We start from the raw sequence: 19,715 nt of genomic DNA, 5'->3' as shown, positions 1-19,715 counted from the left end.
TTTAAGCCGCCGGGCGCGTGACTTGCCCGTCGCGGCACTGAAGCGTGGCCGCGACGATATCGTCCGCAAGGTCGATGTTGAGCGTGCCTTCCTTCGTGATGATCAGCTTCAGGAAGTCGAGCAGGTTGCGCGCGTAGAGCGCGGAGGCGTCGGTGGCGACCATCGACGCCAGATTCGTGAAGCCTACGATATGCACGTCATGCTTCATCACCACCTGATCGACTTCGGTGAGCGGACAGTTGCCGCCTTTACGGCCGTCGAATTCGGGTCCGCGTCCCGCCGCGAGATCGACGATCACCGAGCCCGGTTTCATATGCTTGACCGTTTCCACGGACAGCAAGGTGGGCGCGGGACGGCCGGGAATCAGCGCGGTCGAGATGACGATATCCGCCGCCTTCGCGCGTTCATGCACCTGCGCCGACTGACGCGCGAGCCAGCTCGGCGGCATGGGCCGCGCGTAGCCGCCCACGCCTTCCGCCGCCGCGCGTTCCTCGTCGGTTTCGAAGGGGACATCGACGAACTTCGCGCCCAGGGATTCGATCTGCTCTTTCACGGCTGGCCGCACATCCGACGCTTCGACCACGGCGCCCAAGCGCTTGGCCGTCGCAATCGCCTGCAGTCCCGCGACGCCCGCGCCCAGCACGAGCACGCGCGCGGCTTTCACGGTGCCGGCGGCGGTCATCAGCATCGGCATGAAGCGCTGGTAATACTGGCAGGCGACGAGCACCGCCTTGTATCCCGCGATGTTCGCCTGCGACGACAGCACGTCGAGACTCTGCGCGCGCGTCGTGCGCGGCGCGGCTTCGAGCGCGAACGCCGTCACGCCGGTGGCGGCGATCCGCGCGGTGTTTTCGGTATTGAATGGATCGAGCATGCCGATGACCACGGCGCCCGGCGTGAGCCACGCGAGTTCGTCGATGCCCGGAGACTGAACTTTCAGAACGAGTTCGGCGGAAAAAGCGGTGGCGGCATCGACGAGATCGGCGCCCGATTGCGCGAAGGCGTCGTCGACATAACTTGCTCGCAAGCCCGCGCCGCTTTGCACCGAAACACGATGCCCCTGAGTGACGAGTTTCTTGACCGTTTCGGGCGTGGCGGCGACACGCGCCTCGTTCGCCCCCGTTTCAGCAGGCACTCCGATGTGCATATTCGAATCCTCCTGTCTTCTCGCTTCCGCGCCGGGGCTGGCGTCAGGAAACTCGGGGCTGAGTTTCGTTTCAAATGCTGGAATCAACGGCTGTCTCCACTGTAACCGAAGAATGAGCCGATCCGGCACTCGTTCTTTCCCGCCGAGGGTTGTCACTCGTTCTCACGAGCGAGCTTCGAAGGCGCCGGGCGCGATGAGCGTCGGCACGATAAAATATCGAACATGAAATCAGATACTTGGGCTCCTCACGTCACGGTGGCTTCGGTCATCGAAGCCGATGGACGCTTCCTCGTCGTCGAGGAGCACACATCCGGCGGCCTGAAAATCAACCAGCCTGCCGGTCATCTGGAAGCAGGCGAATCGCTGGTTCAGGCAGCTATCCGCGAGACGCTGGAAGAAACGGCGCATCGCTTCGAACCCGAGGCCTTCGTCGGCGCGTACATGACGCACTTCACGCGGGCGAGCGGCGATGTCACGTATCTGAGCTTTACGTTTTGCGGCAAGTCGCTCGGCGAGACGGCGGGGCGGGCGCTGGACGAAGGCATTGTCCGCGTGATGTGGTTGACCGCCGACGAGCTCCGCGCGATCAGCGAGCGGCATCGGACGCCGCTCGTCATGCAGCGGGTCGACGATTATTTATCCGGGCGGCGCGTGCCGCTCGATTTCATTCATACGCATTCGGTCGCGCCGGTCGCGCCTCTTAAGCAGACTTGAGCCGCGGTATTCCTATGAGCAAGCGCAGAGTAGTGGTGGGCATGTCGGGCGGCGTGGATTCGTCGGTCACGGCATGGCTTCTGAAAGAGCAGGGTTACGACGTCGTCGGCCTCTTCATGAAGAACTGGGAAGACGACGACGACGGCGAATATTGCTCGACGCGTCAGGACTGGATCGACGTGGTGTCGGTGGCGGATCTGCTCGGCATCGACGTGGAAGCCGTGAACTTCGCCGCGGAATACAAGGACCGCGTCTTCGCGGAGTTCCTGCGCGAGTACTCGGCCGGCCGCACGCCGAATCCGGACGTGCTGTGCAATGCCGAGATCAAGTTCAAGGCGTTCCTGGATCACGCGATGTCGCTCGGCGCGCAAACCATCGCGACCGGGCATTACGCGCGCGTGCGCGAGCAGGACGGCCTGTTCCAGTTGCTCAAGGCGACCGATTCCACGAAAGATCAGTCGTACTTTCTGCATCGGTTGAATCAGCAGCAGTTATCGAAGACGCTGTTTCCGCTCGGAGAAATTCCGAAGACGCAGGTCCGCGAGATCGCGGCCCGGATCGGTTTGCCGAACGCGAAGAAGAAGGATTCGACCGGTATCTGTTTTATCGGCGAACGGCCGTTTCGCGAATTCCTGAATCGCTATTTGCCGACCAAGCCCGGTCCGATGGAGACGCCGGATGGCAAGGTCGTCGGCGAGCATATCGGACTGGCGTTCTATACCTTTGGGCAGCGAAAGGGCATTGGTATCGGCGGCGCGAAGGACGGCAGCGGCGAGCCGTGGTTCGTCGCGGGCAAGGACATGGCAAGCAACACGCTTTATGTCGTGCAGGGGCATGACCATTCGTGGCTCTTGTCGAACACGCTGGAAGCGGGAAACACGAGTTGGGTCGCCGGATTCGCGCCGGAAGAAGGCGCGGCTTGTGGCGCGAAGACGCGCTACCGGCAACAGGATGCCGCATGCCATTTCTCGCGCGCCGACGATGCCCGCTTCGCGCTCCATTTCGACGACGCGCAATGGGCGGTGACGCCGGGGCAATCGGCGGTGCTGTATCAGGGCGATGTGTGTCTTGGTGGCGGCATCATCGAACAGGCGGCTTCGGGGCAGACTTCCGCGATGAGCGCGGAGCAGTTGGCCACGCAGGCGCTTTGACGCTTATCGGCGAGTTTTCCGGATCATCGAAACTCGCCGACTTCCACCGACGCAATAAAGCTTTTTTGATACAAGTGCTTGACTGTCTATCTAGCGATAGATAAATTCTCCGACGTGGGATGCGATAACTATTGTTAGTGTCAGAAAATCCGGAGACTGCGCAATGGACAAGAACACCGTACGCGAAGCACTGCTGGAACATGCACAGACGCTCATCATGACGCGCGGGTACAACGGCTTCAGCTATCGCGACTTGTCCGAGTTGGTCGGCGTGAAGACGTCGAGCATCCATTACTACTTTCCCGCCAAGGAAGACCTGGCGCTGGAAGCCGTGAATGCCTACAGCGCGGATGTCATGTCGTCGGTCTATGCCATCGACAGTTCCGCGGCGGCCGACAAAAAACTCGATCGATACACGAAACTGTTTGGGCGCATTCTCGGCGACGGGAAGCAAGTGTGCCTGTGCGGCATGCTTTCGGCGGATTTCGATTCGTTACCCGAAAAGGTTCGTCAAGCCGTGCAGGGTTTTTTCAAGGCGAACGAGAATTGGCTGGCGAAAGTGCTCGCGGAAGGTGAAGCGCAAGACACGCTCGATGCGGGTGGCAAGCCGGAAGCGGCGGCGCGCGCCTTATATGCTGCATTTCAAGGCAGTTTGCTTGCTTGCCGGCTGTTTCAAACGCGCGCCAGACTGGACGAAGTTGTCGACGCTGTCAGACGGTAGATAACCCTGTGGATAACTATGTGGATTTCATGGGTTTTCGCGTTGTGTAACCTATCTCTAGGTAGATAGATTTTGACTGGAAGTGTTTTACTTTGCCTTCGAATCGGGTCGGTGCGGACAATTGAGCGGCAGTAGCCGCCGTTTAAAGCTTGCGGCTTGAATTCCGTCGCATATTAATTATGTGCAACGGCTTAAACGTTACGAAAATCTATCTAGGAGTAGATTCAATTTGAATTGCGGATTAGTGACGATTTCGTGCAGCAGTCGTCGTATGAAGCAAGCCGCAAAACAATCGGAAATTTGCCGCGATTATCGTGACAAGATCGATTTGCTAATGCTGAATGGGCCACGCGTAGCTTTTAACAAAGCAAACGCGGCCATCGAGGCCGCGTCAATCCGGGAAGCGAAGCGTCCGCTCGCGTTCAAGCCGGCGCCGTATCCACGAACGACTGCCGTTGCGCAAGCCGCGCGTAAAACTTATCGAGCGCCGGGTGCGCATCGCGCCAATTCAACTCCGGCAGGCGGAAATCCAGATAACTGAGTGCGCAACCACAGGCGATATCGGCAAGTGTGAAGCGGTTCGCCGAGCACCATTGTTTCGAGCCAAGACCGCGCGCCATTGCGCGAATGCCGTCGTCGATCTTCAAACGCTGCCGCTTGATCCACGCCTCGCTGCGCTGTCCTTCCTCACGCAGCACGCCTTCCAGGCGAATCAGCACGGCGGCGTCGAGCATGCCGTCGGCGAGCGCTTCCCAGCAGCGCACTTCGGTGCGCTCGCGGCGTTCCTGCGGCAGAAGCTTGCCGACAGGCGTGAGCGTATCCACGAACTCGCAGATCACGCGCGAATCGAACACCGCTTCGCCGTCGTCCAGAATCAGGCAGGGCACCTTGCCGAGCGGGTTGTAGTCGTGGATCTTGGAATCGGATGCCCATACGTCCTCGAGCACCAGTTCGCAATCAATCTTCTTCTCTGCCATGACGATCCGAACCTTGCGGACGTATGGACTTGTGTGCGAACCGATCAGTTTCATTATCTATCTTCGCGATCATTTCTTAATGCAGTCGAGAATGATCTTAACGGACGCACGCAAGCCATCGGCAAATTACAGGGGACGCCGCGCGTGGGTGTCGTCTGGTGACAACGCCGCCAGATTCCCCGCCGGGCACGGCAAGAGCGGCGCACTCGGCGGGCTGGCGGGCGTCTTGCCCTTTGCAGAAGACGAGACGGCGGGCGCGGGCGGCAGCGCGGCGACACTTCGCACGCCGCTCGAAATCGCCGATGCAATCTCGCTCACCGCCTGCCGATGCCCGTCGACGAGCGCATCGAAACCATCGCCGACGCGTTCCTGCGCCACGGTCCGGCACGTGAGCGTCGTCTGCGCTCCCGCCGATGTCTGCACGCTCCACACGGCGTCGATCACGGCCCGCGAGCCCGGCCACGATTCGAAGCGCTGCACGTTCACCTTCACGCGATACAGCGGCGTTCCTTCCGGCCGCGCCGTGCCCGAGACATCGATTGCCCCGAGCTGGCGTGTCAGATCCGCGGACAGCGCGCGCCGCATTTCGTCGGACGGCAGCGAGGCCCAGCGTTCCGTTTCGAGCACCTTGACCTGCGCGGGGCTCGTCTGCACGACCAACTGGTTGCGCGTGACCTGCTGCGGCATGTCCACCGGCGCGAGTTCGAAATAGAGCGAGGCCGGCTGCGCGGGCGCCGCGCCCGGCGCGTCCGTTCCGGTGAGCGTGTAGAAGCGGCTCGACGGCGACGAGGCGCAGGCGGCGAGCACGCCTGCCGCGCCCAGAGTCAACAACGACGCGACGAACCTCATGGTTTTTCTCCCGTTTTCCCGCGCAACAGCGATTCCGGATGGCGTTCCAGATAATCGGCGAGCGCATTGAGCGATTGCAGCGTCCGCGTGAGTTCCTGCATGGCCTGACGCACGTCGGACTGGACCGGCGAATCTTGCGAAAGCGTCGACTGCGCCGCGCCGAAGGTTTTCTGCGCCTCGGTCAGCGTGCTGCGCATTTCCGGCACGACTTCCGTATCGAGTTGCTTGAAGAGCGCATTGGCCTGCTTGAGCGAGCCGTTCAGATTCGTGCCGATCTCGTCGAACGGAATCTTGTCGAGCTTGCGGGCGATGTCGGCGATCTGCAATTGCAATTCGTCGAGCGTGTTCGGCACGGTCGGCAACTCGATCGGGTCTGTGTTGGCGAGCACCTTCGCGGCCGGCGCCTTCGGGAAGAAGTCGAGCGCGACGTAAAGCTGGCTCGTCAGCAAATTGCCCGTGCGCAACTGGCCGCGCAGACCGCGCTTGACGAGCAGATTGAGCATGTCCTGGCTCGCCGGCGACCCCTTGTCGGGGAGCGCTTCCTTCGCGCGCCGGCCGAGGCGGTCCGGATAGAGGTCGATCGTCACCGGCATCATGAAGGAATGCGATTCCTGGTCGTAGCGCACGCCGATACCCGTCACCTGACCGAGCACGATGCCGCGGAAATCGACCGGCGCGCCGACCGACAAGCCGCGCAGCGACTGATTGAAGTTCATCACCACGTGCACGGGTTCGCCGTCCGGATCGCGCATGGCGTCGGCCTGGTCGGCGGCGAGGCGGAACGTGGAGTTGTCCTTTGCCTGCGCGCCCGACTGCTGGTTCGGCGGCGTCTGGAACGCAATGCCGCCGAGAATCACCGTCGCGAGCGACTGCGTGTTCAGCGTGAAGCCGCTCGAATCCAGGCGCAGATCCACGCCGCTCGCATGCCACCAGCGCGAATTGCCGCCTACGTATTGATCGTAGGGCGAATTGACGAACACTTGCATGGTGACGCCGGTGCCGTCCTTGTCGAGCGAAAACGCCGTCACCTGACCGACCTGCACGCGCCGGTAATAGACCGGCGAGCCGATATCGAGCGAACCGAGAGATTCTCCGTGCAGCGTGAAAGTGTGGCCTTTCTGATCCGCCGTGACGGCGGGCGGCGTCTCCAGCCCGACGAAATAGCTCTGATCCTCGGAGGACTTGCCCGCATCGACACCGATATACGCACCCGAGAGCAAGGTGGACAACCCCGTCACCCCGCTTGCCGCCACGCGCGGGCGCACGACCCAGAAGCGCGTGTCCTTCACGGCGAAATCGGTGGCTTCCTTGGTGAGTTGCACATCGACGAGTACGCGTGAATGGTCTTTCGACAACGTGATCGATTTGACCGTGCCGATATCCACGTCCTTGTACTTCACCTTGGTCTTGCCGGTCTCGAGCCCTTCCGCGCTGACGAAGCTGATGGTCACCGTCGGTCCACGGCTCGTCACGGTCTTGACCACCAGAAAGATGCCGATCAACGCCGCCACGAGCGGAATGACCCACACGAGCGAAGGCAGCCAGCGGCTGCGTGGCTCGATCACCGGTTCCGGCAGATTGGGCGGCAGTCCGCCGCCTTGTTTCGACGGCTCGTCACCACGCGTGGATTCGTTCGGCCCGTTCGGCCCCTGGCCACTAGTCATGTTTCTTTCCTGACGGTTCTATGTTGTCCCATATGAGGCGCGGGTCGAATTGCATGGATGCGAGCATGGTGAGCACGACCACCGAAGCGAAGGCGATGGTTCCCGGTCCCGCCGTGATGACCGCGAGCGACTTGAAACGCACCAGCGCGACGGTGAGCGTGACCACGAAGACGTCGAGCATCGACCATCGTCCGATGCCTTCGACGATTCTAAAGAGCGTGGTCCGCTGGCGCGGTCGCCACACCGAGCGTCGCTGTACGCTGATGAGCAGGAAGCCGAGCGTGGCGAGCTTCATCATCGGTACGAGAATGCTGGCGATGAAGATGATTGCCGCGAGCGGATAGTCGCCATCGTTCCAGAAGAGCGCGACGCCCGACATGATGGTGTCGTCCTCGGAGCCGAGAATGGACGACGTGTGCATGACCGGAAACAGGTTCGCCGGAATGTACAAAATCGCCGCGCTGATAAGAAGTGCCCACGTGCGCGCGATGGCATCCGGGTGCCGCCGGTGCACGACCGCGTCGCAGCGCGTGCAGCGCTGTCTTTCGATGGTATGCGCGAGCGGCTGCACCAGACCGCATGCGTGGCACGCCACGACGTTCTGGCGCGATGCCGTGGTGTAGAGCGTAGGCGGCGGCGCTTCGGGTTCATCGACGGCCGCGCTGGTTTGATCCGGATTCATGATTTCTGCCTCACCGTCGGTGCGATGCGTTGTCTGCGTTCCGCGCGCTTGGGCAGCTTTTCGGCGATATCCCACAGCCGTTGCGGATCGAAGCTCACGACCACGGCGACCATCAGCGTCAGCGCGCCGAAAGCGAACAGCGCGGCTTCGGGAATCACGCGCGCGAGACTCACCATCTTCACGAGCGTGACGAGCACGCCGAGCATGAACACCTCGATCATTCCCCACGGACGCACGAACTGAATGGTGCGTAACGTGGCATTGAAGCCCGGCGGCACGTAACCCGCGCGCAGTGGCACGAGCACGTAGAGCAGCGCGAGCAGTTCGGCGAGCGGCGCGAAGATGGTGGCGAAGAACACCAGCACCGCGATGATCTCCATCTGCTCGTTCCACAAGGAAACGATTGCGCCGATCAGCGTGGTCTGCGAAGTGATGCCGTTGGCGTCCAGTTCGACGATGGGAAACGCCTGCGCGATCACGAAGGTGATCAGCGCGGCGAGCGTCATGGCGCTGATGCGATCGAGATTGCCCGCGATACTGCGATAGAGCAGCGCACCGCAACGCGGACAGCGCGCCGACGTATGCCGGGGCAACGCGCGCTTCTTGAAAAGCGCGTCACACTCGTGGCACGCAATGAGTTCATCCGGTTCGTTCTCGTTCATGGTCTGAAGCCGAGCCTTCTGATGCGGGTTGATCTGGCGCCGCGAAGATCGGCTCGGAGCGAGCACAGCAAATTACGAGCCAGCGCGATCGGAAGCAGCATGGTAACAAACGTCGCGGGACTGACGCTTATCTGGCGGCGCGGACAGGTGGTGGACGCGGTGAAACGAGCGCGGGAATATTGGCGCATGCTCCATCGTTATTCCTCATTGGGCGTCGGTCGGGCGTCGGTCGGGCGTGTGATTGGCGTCTTGCAGGGCGTGCGGGCGACTGAAGCCGAATGATCAATCGACCGTTGCATGGGCGGAATAGTTCGTTGCAACAGTGCGACGTAGCAGCAAAAGAGCGCGCAGCGTCAATAGCGGCGGGGCTTTGCGGCTATTGGGCAGACACCTCGCACGCGCTGGCAATTCCGTATTGTTGATGTAGGATTGCGGCCTTGAAGACCCGTCGTTCCGGACGGCCAGCCGCATAACGATGAATATCAGGGTGAAGCAATATGGAAAGCAGCGTTCGCATCGCGTCGGCTCAGTCGACCGGACGATACAGCGCCACGGCAATCGGCCTGCACTGGCTGATTGCGTTGCTGATCGTATGCGGCTTTTATCTCGGCTGGATCATGACGGACATCCCGGGTTTCACGCCGACCAAGCTCAAGTATTTTTCGTGGCACAAGTGGATTGGCGTGACCGTGTTCGCGCTTGCCGTTCTGCGGCTCGTGTGGCGCGCCACGCATCGCGCGCCGCCCATGCCCGCCGACATGCCGGGCTGGCAGAAGGGCGCGGCGCATCTCACGCATTTCCTCCTTTACGCACTCATGCTGGTGATTCCCGCATCGGGTTATCTTTATAGTTCCGCGGCCGGCTTGCAGGTGGTTTATCTCGGCGTGTTGCCGTTGCCAACCATCATCGGGCCGGACAAGGCTTTGAAGGCGACGCTGAGAATCGTGCATATTGCGCTGAACTACACGTTGCTCTTCTTCGTCGTGATGCACGTGCTCGCGGCACTCAAGCATCATTTCGTCGATCGCGATGGCTTGCTCGGCCGCATGCTTCCGTTTCTGCGCTAAGCCGCCGATGCGATTGTTTCCTGTGCGTTGGCAAGGCGTTTCCCGCCTGCTGTTTGTTCCAGCATTCTTTTGATTTCCAATACCGGATGTTCGTCGGACCCGATCAGGAAAAGGTACACATGAAAGTGAAACTCAATCGTTGGATGCTGGCCGCCGTATCGGCGAGCTCGCTTGCGCTCGCCATCGGCGCACATGCGCAAGTGGACGTAAGCAAGAGCAGCGTGACCGCGACATCGAAGCAGATGAACGTGCCCACGGACGGCAAGTTCAACAAGTTCACGGCGCAGATTTCGTTCGATCCGGCCAAACCCGCCGCCGGCAGCGCGAATATCACGATCGATACCGGCAGCTACGATCTCGGCGACGACGACTACAACAAGCAGGTGCGCGGCAAGGAATGGTTCGATGCCGCGACCTATCCGACCGCCACGTTCGTTTCGAGCGCCATTGCGCCGGCGGGCGGCAATCAATACAAGGTGACGGGCAAAATCACCATCAAGGGCAAGTCGCAGACGGTCACGGTGCCCGTGACCATCACGCAGCAGGGCGCAACGGAAACGTTCGACGGCTCGCTGCCGATCAAGCGCAACCAGTTCGACATTGGAACGGGTGAATGGAAAGACACGTCGGTGGTCGCCGACGATGTCGTCATCAAGTTTCATATCGTCGCCGCGAAGAAGTAAGCGGCCGACTCAAGCAAATCAAAGCCAACTCATTGCATCGCAACGATTCAACCAGGAGAAGCACTTGAACAAACTTTCCGTTTTCGCCGCAGGCGCGCTTGCAGCAAGCCTTTCGTTCAGCGCAATGGCCGCTGACACCTACCAGCTCGATCCGAACCACACGTATCCGAGCTTCGAATCCGATCACTTCGGCGGCGTGTCCACGTGGCGCGGCAAGTTCAACAAGAGCAGCGGCACCGTCGTGCTCGATCGCGCGGCGAAGACCGGCACGGCTGAAGTGACGATCGACATTGCATCGATCAACACCGGCAACGCGAAGCTCGACGAGCATCTGCAAAAAGCCGAATTCTTCGATGTCGCCAAGTACCCGACCGCGGTGTACAAGGGCACGTCGATCCGCTTCAACGGCGACACGCCGGTTGAAGTCATCGGCACGCTGACCATGCACGGCGTGACCAAGCCGCTCAACCTGAAGCTCGACACCTTCAAGTGCTTCGTCAATCCGATGATGAAGAAGGAAGTGTGCGGCACGGAAGCGTCGGCGACGTTCGATCGCGGCGACTTCGGCATGGACTACGGCAAGTCGTACGGCTTCAGCCTGAAGACGACGCTGCATATCCAGGCCGAAGGGGTGAAGCAGTAAGTTTCATCGAGTGTGGGATGAAACCGCCTCGCGTGCTGTACGTGAGGCGGTTTTTTTGCGCCCGCGCCAAATGCAAAGGGCCGGTCTCCTTTCGAAGACCGGCCCTTTGCTTGTCCATCGTTACGACGCGCCTTAAACCTGAGCGCCCGCGTTCGGATCGTTCGGATCGAACCTGTCCTTCTTGTCCTTGACGAGATCTTCGCGCTTCACGCCCAGCCACATCGCGAGCGCGGCAGCCACGAACACCGACGAGTAGATACCGAACAGAATACCCACCGTCAGCGCCAGCGCGAAGTAATGCAGCGTCGGACCGCCGAAGAAGAACATCGAGAGCACCATCATTTCCGTACAGCCGTGAGTGATGATGGTTCGCGACATCGTGCTCGTGATCGCGTGGTTGATGACCTCGATCACCGTCATCTTGCGCTGCTTGCGGAAGGTTTCACGAATCCGGTCGAAGATAACCACCGACTCGTTAACCGAATAGCCGAGCACCGCGAGAATCGCCGCCAGCACGGACAGCGAGAACTCCCACTGGAAGTAAGCGAAGAAGCCGAGAATGATCACCACGTCGTGCAAGTTGGCGATAACGCCCGCCACCGCATACTTCCACTCGAAGCGGAACGACAGATAGATCACGATGCCGATCACCACGCAAGCCAGCGCCAACAGCCCGTTGGTCACGAGTTCCTTGCCCACCTGGGGCCCAACGAACTCGACACGTTGCAGTGTGACTTGCGGGTCGTTGACCTTGAGCGCGGTGATCACCTGATCGCTCTGCTGCGCCGACGTGAGGCCTTGCTTGATCGGCAAACGGATGAGCACGTCGCGCGATGTGCCGAAGTTCTGCACTTGCGCATCGGCGTAACCGAGCCTGGCCATGGTGCCGCGCACGGGTTCGAGCGGCACGGCTTGCGGATACTGCACCTCGATGACCGTTCCGCCCGTGAACTCCACCGACAGATGCAGGCCTCGATGCACGAGGAAAAAAACAGCCGCGAGGAACGTGATGAGCGAGATCGCGTTGAAGATCAACGCGCGCTGCATCAACGGCAAGTCGCGGCGAATGCGGAAGAATTCCATGTTTCGTTTCTCCGGGGTTCAGTCAATCAGCGGGGCGAACCCGGTTTTTCCTCATCGATGCCAGGACCAGAACGGCGGCGCACGCTCGGCTTGCCGCCGCGCGCAGGCGTCTGAACCTGAGCACGCGGCGCCGCGACGGGAACAGCCGTCTTGGTCTTGCCTTTCACCGTCTTGATGATTTCGTCGACGGGCGAATCGTCACCGCGTTGGGCGGCGAGATACGCGGCCGCCGCAGCTTCGGTGTTGCCGCCTTCCGGGCGCCACACTTGACCGATAGCCAGCGACTTCAGCTTCTTCTTGCCGCCGTACCACAGGTTCACGAGGCCGCGCGAGAAGAACACCGCCGAGAACATCGAGGTCAGAATGCCGATACAGTGCACGACCGCGAAGCCGCGTACCGGACCCGAGCCGAACGCGAGCAGCGCGAGACCGGCGATCAGCGTGGTGACATTCGAGTCGAGAATGGTCGCCCAGGCGTGTTTGAAACCTTCCTGTATCGCCGTTTGCGGCGGCGCGCCGTTACGCAGTTCTTCGCGGATACGTTCGTTGATCAGCACGTTCGCGTCGATCGCCATGCCGAGCGCAAGCGCAATAGCCGCGATACCCGGCAAGGTCAGCGTGGCCTGCAGCATGGAGAGGATCGCGACGAGCAGCAGCAGGTTGACCGACAGCGACAACATGGAGATCAGGCCGAACAGCATGTAGTACACGATCATGAAGATGGCGATCGCGGCGAAACCGTACTGCACCGAATCGAAGCCCTTCTTGATGTTGTCGGCGCCAAGGCTCGGCCCGACCGTGCGTTCCTCGATGATGTCCATTGGCGCTGCGAGCGAACCGGCGCGCAAGAGCAGCGCGAGATCCGTGGCGGCTTGCGGCGTCGGCTGGCCGGTAATCTGGAAGCGGTCGCCGAGTTCGGACTGGATGGTCGCGACCGTCAGCACTTCGCCCTTGCCCTTTTCGAACAGAACCATGGCCATCGGCTTGCCGATGTTGTCGCGCGACACGCTCGACACCGCGCGGCCGCCGGCCGAGTCGAGGCGAAGATTCACGGACGGACGCTGATGATCGTCGAAGCCCGTGGACGCGTCGATGATGCGGTCGCCCGTGAAGATGATCTGCTTGCGCAGGAACACGGTGCGGTCGCCCTGCTTGAACGCTTCGTCGCCCGGCGGCACCGGGTCGGTTGCGTTTCCGTAGGTGTTCACGGGATCGGCGAGACGTGCTTCGAGCGTCGCCGTGCGGCCGATGATGTCCTTTGCCTTCGCCGTGTCCTGCACGCCCGGCAGCTCGACGACGATCCGGTCCGAACCCTGTTGCTGAATCACGGGCTCGGCCACGCCGAGTTCGTTGACGCGGTTATGCAGCGTCGTGATGTTTTGCTTGAGCGCGCCGTCTTCCACCGTGCGCTGCGTGCCCGGCGTGAAGGTGCCGACCACCTGGTAGCCGTCGCCGCCCTGACGCGTGGTCCATTGCAATTCGGCGACGCCCGTCGTGAGCAACGTGCGCGCGTTGTCGGCCGCGGCCGCATCGGCGAAATTCACCACCACCGATTGCCCCACGCGATTCACGCCGCCATCGCGGATATTGCGGTCGCGCAGGTAAGTGCGCGCGTCGGCGGCGTCGGAATCGAGTTTCTTGTTGAGCGCGCCGGCCATGTCCACTTGCAGCAGGAAGTGCACACCGCCGCGCAAGTCGAGACCGAGGTACATCGGCAATGCATGCAGCGCGGAGAGCCAGCGCGGCGATGCGCTCTGCAGGTTCAGCGCGACGATGTACTGCGGGTCGGTCGGGTCGCTGTTCAGCGCCTTCGTGATGATGTCTTTCGCATGCAATTGCGTGTCCGTGTCTTTCAGACGCACACGAATGTTCGCACTCGCCGACGAGTTGTCGAACGTGACTTCGTCGGACTGGATCTTTGCCGCGGCGAGCGCGCTCTCGACAGTCGAAAGCGTGGCGGAGTCGAGCTTCACGGTTGCCTTGCCGCTCGATACCTGCACGGCAGGCGCTTCGCCGAAGAAATTGGGAAGCGTGTAGACGAGACCGATGACGAGCGCCACCAGCATCACGACATACTTCCAGAGGGGATAACGATTCATGGGGATGGCCGAACGGAAAGTTGGCTGCGGGGGAGGGGGCGTCCGGCGTCATGCGCTGCGAACCGCATGGGAAGACCCGGTGGCTCGGTGGCGAGGCCGCGCCGGACGCGAAGGAACGTGGCCTTACAGCGCTTTGATGGTGCCCTTCGGGAGAATGGTCGTGACGGCAGCCTTCTGCACGGTGATTTCCGTGCCTTCGGCGATTTCCACGCCAACGTAAGCTTCCGACACCTTCGTGACCTTGCCGACGATGCCGCCGTTCGTGACGACTTCATCGCCCTTGGCCATGGCCGACAGCATGTTGCGATGTTCTTTCTGACGCTTCATCTGCGGACGGATCATGATGAAGTACAACACGGCGAACATCAGGATCAGCGGCAGGAAGCTCATCAGGCTCGATTCCGCGCTGCTGGCGGTGCCTTGTGCAAAGGCATTGGAAATGAACGACACGTTGGTCTCTCCGTTAATACGTTCAGAATTGCGTTCGAAATGACGTTCGCAAATGCGTTTGAAAACCTGGGCCAGAAATTAGCCCGATATTCTACCACTCGCAGCGCCCCTCAAATGGCTGGAATGCGCTTTGGCATCAAGCCGTTACCGCGACTTTCGAGAGTCCGTTGCGAGCGACGGAAAGGCGATTGTAATGCTTGTCCGGGCGATATCCGTCCCGCCTTAGTCGACGCCGCGCGCCCGATTCTCCGCGAACGTCTTGCGAAATGCCTCGAACGTGTGTGTTTCGATCGATTGGCGCACTTCGCCGATAAGTTCCAGGTAGTAATGCAAGTTGTGAATGGTGTTCAGCTGCGCGCCCAGAATTTCCCCCACGCGATGCAGATGGTGCAGATAAGCGCGCGTGAAATTGCGGCACGTATAACAACCGCAGCTTTCGTCGAGCGGCTTTTGCGAGTTCTTGTGCGTCGCGTTCTTGATCTTGAGGTCGCCGAAGCGCGTGAAGAGCCAGCCGTTGCGTGCGTTGCGCGTGGGCATCACGCAATCGAACATGTCGACGCCTGCGGCCACGCCCGCGACCAGATCTTCCGGCGTGCCGACGCCCATCAAATAATGCGGCTTGTCGGCGGGCAGCTTCGGGCCGATGTGATCGAGCACGCGCATCATGTCCTCCTTCGGCTCGCCGACCGAAAGGCCGCCTATGGCGAGCCCATGGAAGCCTATTTCCGAGAGACCCGCGAGCGACTCGTCGCGCAAGTCCTCGAACATGCCGCCCTGCACGATGCCGAACAGCGCGTTCGGATTGCCGAGCCCGTTGAACTCGTCGATGGAACGCTTCGCCCAGCGCATGGACATGCGCATGGAGTCGGCGGCTTCCTGGTGCGTCGTCGTTACGCCGTTTGTGGCGTAAGGCGTGCACTCGTCGAACTGCATGACGATGTCTGAATTCAGCACCTTCTGAATCTGCATCGACACTTCGGGCGAGAGAAAAAGTTTGTCGCCATTGATCGGCGAAGCGAACGTCACGCCTTCTTCCGTGATCTTGCGCAGTTCGCCCAGCGAAAACACTTGAAAGCCGCCTGAATCCGTGAGAATGGGACGGTTCCATCCCATGAACCTGTGCAGCCCGCCATGCGCGCCGATGGTCTCGAGACCCGGACGCAGCCAAAGATGAAACGTATTGCCGAGGATGATCTGCGCGCGAATCTCTTCGAGTTCGCGCGGCTGGATTGCCTTGACGGTGCCGTAGGTACCGACCGGCATGAAGATCGGCGTTTCGACGACGCCGTGATTCAGCGTCAGACGGCCGCGACGCGCCTGTCCGTCGGTGGCGAGCAGTTCGAACTTGAGGCCGTTGTCGGGCGGAGTGTGATTCTCGGTCATTGTGGTTCCTGGGCCGCCGGGGAGCGCAGAGATTGTCGCCATGGTAAGCGCTGTCGCTGGCCATGGAAGTCAAGCCGTCAGCTTCGGTCGATACGTCCGGCGCGTAGATGGTTAAGTTTGGGAATGGCGAGTCAAAAGCATGGCATCGCCATAACTGAAGAAGCGGTATTTCTCGTCGATGGCGTGCTGGTAAGCCGCGCGGATCGCGTCCATGCCGGCGAAGGCGGACACGAGCATCAGGAGCGTCGACTTCGGCAAATGGAAATTGGTGACGAGCCGGTCGACCACGCGGAAGGTGTAGCCCGGCGTGATGAAGATATCCGTCTCGGCGCTCGTCGCGGCGAGCGGGCGGCCGGCTTCGGCGGCGTCGCGGGCGGCGGCTTCCAGCGCGCGCATGGACGTCGTGCCCACGGCGATCACGCGATTGCCGCGCGCCTTCACCGCCGCGATTTTATCGACGAGCGACTGCGGCAACTCGTACCACTCGCTGTGCATCTTGTGCTCGGCGATATTGTCCACGCGTACCGGCTGAAACGTGCCCGCGCCGACGTGCAGCGTGAGCGTGGCGCGTTCGACTCCACGCGCGTCGAGCCGGGCGAAGAGGGCATCGTCGAAATGGAGGCCCGCTGTCGGCGCCGCCACCGCGCCGGGATTCGCTGCGTAGACGGTCTGATAACGCGTTTCGTCGTAGGCGTCGGGGTCGTGCTCGATATACGGCGGAAGCGGCAAGCGCCCGTATTGCTCGATGAGCGTCAGGCACTCGGCCGGAAAATGCAGCGTATAGAACGGTTCGACGCGCTCACCGACGGTGACATCGAATGCATCGGCGAGGCGAATGGTCGTGCCCGGCCCGGGACTCTTGCTCGCGCGAATCTGCGCAAGCGCGGTGGTTGCGCCCGTCAGACGCTCTACCAGCACTTCCACGCGTCCGCCACTGGCCTTCTGGCCGAGGAAGCGCGCCTTGAGTACTTTGGTATCGTTGAAGACGAGCAGGTCGCCGGCGTCGAGCCGGTTCGGCAGATCGGAGAAACGCCGGTCGATGAGCGTGGCCGGCGAAACGCGATTATCCACTTCGAGCAGACGGCTCGCGCTGCGCTCGGTGAGCGCACTCTGCGCGATCAGCTCGGGCGGCAGATTAAAATCGAAATCGGAAAGCGTGAACATGGCGTTTGATAGTTGCCCGATGTTGCTTGAGGGCGGCACAGGCGCGCCGACCAAAACCCCATATTGTACTTGCGAAGAGAGCAGATGCCCTTGTCCGACCGCCGCGTGACTTCTCCCGACGAAGCGTTTCCAAGCGCCAAAGACAGCGGCGCGCGTGTCGAAGGGAAGGCCGCGCGCACGCGGACGAAAGCGGCGAAGCCGGTGATAACGGGCACGATCCAGCCGGAGGGCGAGGTGCGGGCGTCCGCGCTCGACGACGGTGATTCGCAGCCGACTGCTTCGGCGGCGAAGGCTCAAGGCGCGGGTTTCGACAGCACCGCCGAAACCTTCGAGGAGCCGAGCGTGGCGGATGCGCACTCCACTCGCGCCGCCCGACCCGCGTCGGCCGCGAAAACTGGGAACGCGGGTCTGACCAGCGCCGGCAAAACCGCGCCCAAGCTCGTCAAACCCGCCGACAAGCTCGCCAAGCTCGGCTTGAAGACCGACATCGACCTCGTCTTGCATCTGCCGATGCGCTATGAAGACGAAACGTCGCTCACGCCAATCGCCGAACTCATTCCCGGCGACATCGCGCAGACGGAAGGCGTCGTGTTCGATAACGAGATCGCGTATCGGCCGAAGCGGCAATTGCTCGTGAAGATTCGCGACGATGCCGGCGACGACCTGACGCTGCGCTTTCTCAACTTCTACGGTTCGCAAGTCAAGCAGATGTCCGTCGGCGTGCGCCTGCGCGTGCGCGGCGACGTGCGCGGCGGCTTTTTCGGCCTGGAGATGGTGCACCCGGTCGTGCGCCCCGTCGATGACGACACGCCGCTGCCGCAAGCGCTCACGCCCGTCTATCCGGCGACCGCGGGCGTCTCGCAGGCGTATCTGCGCAAGGCGATCGACAGCGCGCTCTCTCGCGTGTTTCTGCCGGAGTTGCTGCCCGAGCCGATCGCGCGCGCGCATCTCGCCCCGCTCAACGTGCCCGGCCTGCTCGACGCGGTGCGCACACTGCATCATCCGCGCGCGGATTCCGACGAAACCGCGCTCATCGACGGCACGCATCCGGCGTGGACGCGCATCAAGTTCGAGGAACTGCTCGCGCAGCAGTTGTCGCTCAAGCGCGCGCACGCCGAACGCCGCACTCGCGCCGCGCCCGCCATGCCGCGCCGTGCCGCCGGCGATACCGCCTCGCTCGTCGTGCGTCTCCTGAAAGCGCTGCCGTTTTCGCTGACCGGCGCGCAGCAGCGCGTCAGCGCGGAAATCGCGCACGAACTGACGCTCGCGCATCCGATGCAACGTCTTTTGCAAGGCGATGTCGGCAGCGGCAAGACCATCGTTGCGGCGCTCGCGGCGGCGCAGGCCATCGACGCCGGTTATCAGGCCGCGCTCATGGCGCCGACCGAAATTCTCGCGGAACAGCACGCGCGCAAGCTGCGCGGCTGGCTCGAACCGCTTGGCGTGTCGGTCGCGTGGCTCGCCGGCAGTCTCAAAGCCCGGGACAAACGCAGCGCAAGCGAGGCCGCCGCGCTCGGCACCGCGCACCTCGTCATCGGCACGCACGCGATCATTCAGGACTCGGTCGAGTTCGCGCGTTTGGGCCTCGTGATCGTGGATGAGCAGCATCGCTTCGGTGTCGCGCAGCGGCTTGCGCTGCGGGCGAAGGCGCAGAAAGCATCGAACGGGGCGAAGGACTTCCAGCCGCATCAGCTGATGATGTCCGCGACGCCGATCCCCCGAACGCTCGCCATGACCTATTACGCCGATCTCGATGTCTCGACCATCGACGAACTGCCGCCTGGCCGCACGCCGATTCTCACGAGAATCGTCTCCGACAGCCGCCGCGACGAGATCATCGGCCGCGTGCGCGAGGCGGCGCTGACTGGTCGGCAAGTTTATTGGGTGTGTCCGCTGATCGAGGAAAGCGAGACGCTGCAGTTGCAAACCGCCGTCGAGACTTACGAAACGCTCGTCGCGGCGCTGCCCGAACTGCGCGTCGGGCTGGTTCACGGTCGGCTTGCGCCCGCTGAAAAGGCGGCGGTCATGGACGCCTTCTCGCGCAACGAAGTGCAATTGCTGGTCGCGACCACGGTGATCGAAGTGGGCGTGGACGTGCCGAATGCATCGCTGATGGTGATCGAGCATGCGGAGCGTTTCGGGCTCGCGCAGCTGCATCAGTTGCGTGGACGCGTGGGGCGCGGCAGCGCCGCTTCGGTGTGCGTGCTGATGTACGCGAATCCGCTCTCGCAAACCGCGCGCTCCCGGTTGCAAACGATGCGCGAAACGACCGATGGCTTCGAGATCGCCCGCCGCGATCTTGAAATTCGCGGTCCCGGCGAGTTTCTCGGCGCGCGCCAGTCCGGTGAGGCGATGCTGCGTTTTGCCAGCCTCGAAAACGACGGCTGGCTGATCGAACCCGCGCGCGCGGCCGCGGATCGCATGCTCGAAGCGTTCCCAGACGCCGTTACGCGCCATCTCACCCGCTGGCTGGGCGTGCGCGAACAGTATCTAAAAGCGTGATGGGTGAACTTGAGCGGGCGTCGTCGGTCCCTATTTGCTAAATACACAGCCGCGTTTGCAATAGCCGCGAGAGT

The 19,715-nt window shown here is 62.0% G+C and carries 19 protein-coding genes; 8 read left to right on the top strand and 11 right to left on the bottom strand.

Annotation, left to right across the window (positions count from 1 at the left end; genetic code table 11):
• Position 1: 1 nt before the first annotated feature.
• Positions 2 to 1,147: a Re/Si-specific NAD(P)(+) transhydrogenase subunit alpha gene (locus P9292_RS23895; protein WP_250491784.1), complete on the bottom strand. Its 1,146-nt coding sequence runs from the start codon at positions 1,145 to 1,147 to the stop codon at positions 2 to 4.
• A gap of 222 nt (positions 1,148 to 1,369) precedes the next feature.
• Here P9292_RS23895 and P9292_RS23890 point away from each other — a divergent pair, with 222 nt between their 5' ends.
• The 3 genes from P9292_RS23890 to P9292_RS23880 all read left to right on the top strand — a co-directional run bounded on the left by P9292_RS23890 (position 1,370) and on the right by P9292_RS23880 (position 3,733).
• Positions 1,370 to 1,861, top strand: coding sequence for an NUDIX hydrolase (locus tag P9292_RS23890; protein WP_309961548.1), 492 nt, complete (start codon positions 1,370 to 1,372; stop codon positions 1,859 to 1,861).
• A 14-nt stretch (positions 1,862 to 1,875) separates the two neighbouring features.
• On the top strand, positions 1,876 to 3,012 hold the full coding sequence (mnmA, locus tag P9292_RS23885; protein ID WP_309961546.1) for a tRNA 2-thiouridine(34) synthase MnmA: 1,137 nt from the start codon (positions 1,876 to 1,878) through the stop codon (positions 3,010 to 3,012).
• Positions 3,013 to 3,175: 163 nt separating this feature from the next.
• Positions 3,176 to 3,733, top strand: a complete 558-nt coding sequence (locus tag P9292_RS23880) for a TetR/AcrR family transcriptional regulator (protein WP_244827007.1) — start codon at positions 3,176 to 3,178, stop codon at positions 3,731 to 3,733.
• Between the two features lie 422 nt (positions 3,734 to 4,155).
• On the opposite strand, the gene P9292_RS23875 is transcribed toward P9292_RS23880, so the two are convergent.
• From P9292_RS23875 to P9292_RS23855, 5 genes are all read right to left on the bottom strand, one after another.
• Complete coding sequence (locus P9292_RS23875) at positions 4,156 to 4,764, bottom strand: glutathione S-transferase N-terminal domain-containing protein (RefSeq protein ID WP_244827008.1); 609 nt, start codon at positions 4,762 to 4,764, stop codon at positions 4,156 to 4,158.
• Positions 4,765 to 4,836: 72 nt separating this feature from the next.
• A complete protein-coding gene (locus tag P9292_RS23870; RefSeq protein ID WP_250491787.1) occupies positions 4,837 to 5,559 on the bottom strand; it encodes a membrane integrity-associated transporter subunit PqiC in 723 nt (240 codons plus the stop codon).
• Complete coding sequence (locus P9292_RS23865) at positions 5,556 to 7,223, bottom strand: intermembrane transport protein PqiB (RefSeq protein WP_250463054.1); 1,668 nt, start codon at positions 7,221 to 7,223, stop codon at positions 5,556 to 5,558. The genes P9292_RS23870 and P9292_RS23865 overlap by 4 nt, the downstream gene beginning before the upstream one ends.
• Positions 7,216 to 7,905 (bottom strand): paraquat-inducible protein A, encoded by a 690-nt coding sequence (locus P9292_RS23860; protein WP_250463056.1) that lies wholly within the window; start codon positions 7,903 to 7,905, stop codon positions 7,216 to 7,218. Before P9292_RS23860 ends, P9292_RS23865 begins: the two co-directional genes overlap by 8 nt.
• On the bottom strand, positions 7,902 to 8,567 hold the full coding sequence (locus P9292_RS23855) for a paraquat-inducible protein A (protein WP_250463059.1): 666 nt from the start codon (positions 8,565 to 8,567) through the stop codon (positions 7,902 to 7,904). Before P9292_RS23855 ends, P9292_RS23860 begins: the two co-directional genes overlap by 4 nt.
• A gap of 99 nt (positions 8,568 to 8,666) precedes the next feature.
• Between P9292_RS23855 and P9292_RS23850 the strand changes: the two genes are divergently transcribed.
• The 4 genes from P9292_RS23850 (at position 8,667) to P9292_RS23835 (ending at position 10,960) form a co-directional block, all read left to right on the top strand.
• Positions 8,667 to 8,849, top strand: coding sequence for a hypothetical protein (locus P9292_RS23850; protein ID WP_309961543.1), 183 nt, complete (start codon positions 8,667 to 8,669; stop codon positions 8,847 to 8,849).
• Positions 8,850 to 9,064: 215 nt separating this feature from the next.
• On the top strand, positions 9,065 to 9,634 hold the full coding sequence (locus tag P9292_RS23845) for a cytochrome b (protein WP_309841360.1): 570 nt from the start codon (positions 9,065 to 9,067) through the stop codon (positions 9,632 to 9,634).
• Between the two features lie 119 nt (positions 9,635 to 9,753).
• Positions 9,754 to 10,317 carry a YceI family protein gene (locus tag P9292_RS23840; RefSeq protein WP_244827014.1) on the top strand — a complete coding sequence of 188 codons (564 nt, stop codon included), beginning with the start codon at positions 9,754 to 9,756 and terminating at the stop codon, positions 10,315 to 10,317.
• A gap of 124 nt (positions 10,318 to 10,441) precedes the next feature.
• Positions 10,442 to 10,960, top strand: a complete 519-nt coding sequence (locus tag P9292_RS23835) for a YceI family protein (RefSeq protein ID WP_244827958.1) — start codon at positions 10,442 to 10,444, stop codon at positions 10,958 to 10,960.
• Between the two features lie 132 nt (positions 10,961 to 11,092).
• On the opposite strand, the gene secF is transcribed toward P9292_RS23835, so the two are convergent.
• The 5 genes from secF to queA form a co-directional block, all read right to left on the bottom strand.
• On the bottom strand, positions 11,093 to 12,043 hold the full coding sequence (gene secF, locus P9292_RS23830; protein ID WP_250463062.1) for a protein translocase subunit SecF: 951 nt from the start codon (positions 12,041 to 12,043) through the stop codon (positions 11,093 to 11,095).
• 26 nt (positions 12,044 to 12,069) lie between these two features.
• Positions 12,070 to 14,142 (bottom strand): protein translocase subunit SecD, encoded by a 2,073-nt coding sequence (gene secD / locus P9292_RS23825; RefSeq protein ID WP_309961541.1) that lies wholly within the window; start codon positions 14,140 to 14,142, stop codon positions 12,070 to 12,072.
• A 123-nt stretch (positions 14,143 to 14,265) separates the two neighbouring features.
• Positions 14,266 to 14,592, bottom strand: a complete 327-nt coding sequence (gene yajC / locus P9292_RS23820) for a preprotein translocase subunit YajC (protein ID WP_244827017.1) — start codon at positions 14,590 to 14,592, stop codon at positions 14,266 to 14,268.
• Between the two features lie 222 nt (positions 14,593 to 14,814).
• Complete coding sequence (gene tgt / locus P9292_RS23815; RefSeq protein ID WP_309961539.1) at positions 14,815 to 15,975, bottom strand: tRNA guanosine(34) transglycosylase Tgt; 1,161 nt, start codon at positions 15,973 to 15,975, stop codon at positions 14,815 to 14,817.
• 111 nt (positions 15,976 to 16,086) lie between these two features.
• Positions 16,087 to 17,139, bottom strand: a complete 1,053-nt coding sequence (gene queA / locus P9292_RS23810) for a tRNA preQ1(34) S-adenosylmethionine ribosyltransferase-isomerase QueA (RefSeq protein WP_309841366.1) — start codon at positions 17,137 to 17,139, stop codon at positions 16,087 to 16,089.
• Between the two features lie 84 nt (positions 17,140 to 17,223).
• On the opposite strand from queA, the gene recG reads away from it, so the two are divergent.
• Positions 17,224 to 19,641 (top strand): ATP-dependent DNA helicase RecG, encoded by a 2,418-nt coding sequence (gene recG, locus P9292_RS23805; protein WP_309961537.1) that lies wholly within the window; start codon positions 17,224 to 17,226, stop codon positions 19,639 to 19,641.
• The last annotated feature ends 74 nt before the right edge of the window (positions 19,642 to 19,715 follow it).

This window comes from Caballeronia sp. LZ001, from assembly GCF_031450875.1.
Taxonomy (GTDB): Bacteria; Pseudomonadota; Gammaproteobacteria; order Burkholderiales; family Burkholderiaceae; genus Caballeronia.
This window is presented reverse-complemented; position numbering and strand designations above follow the sequence as displayed.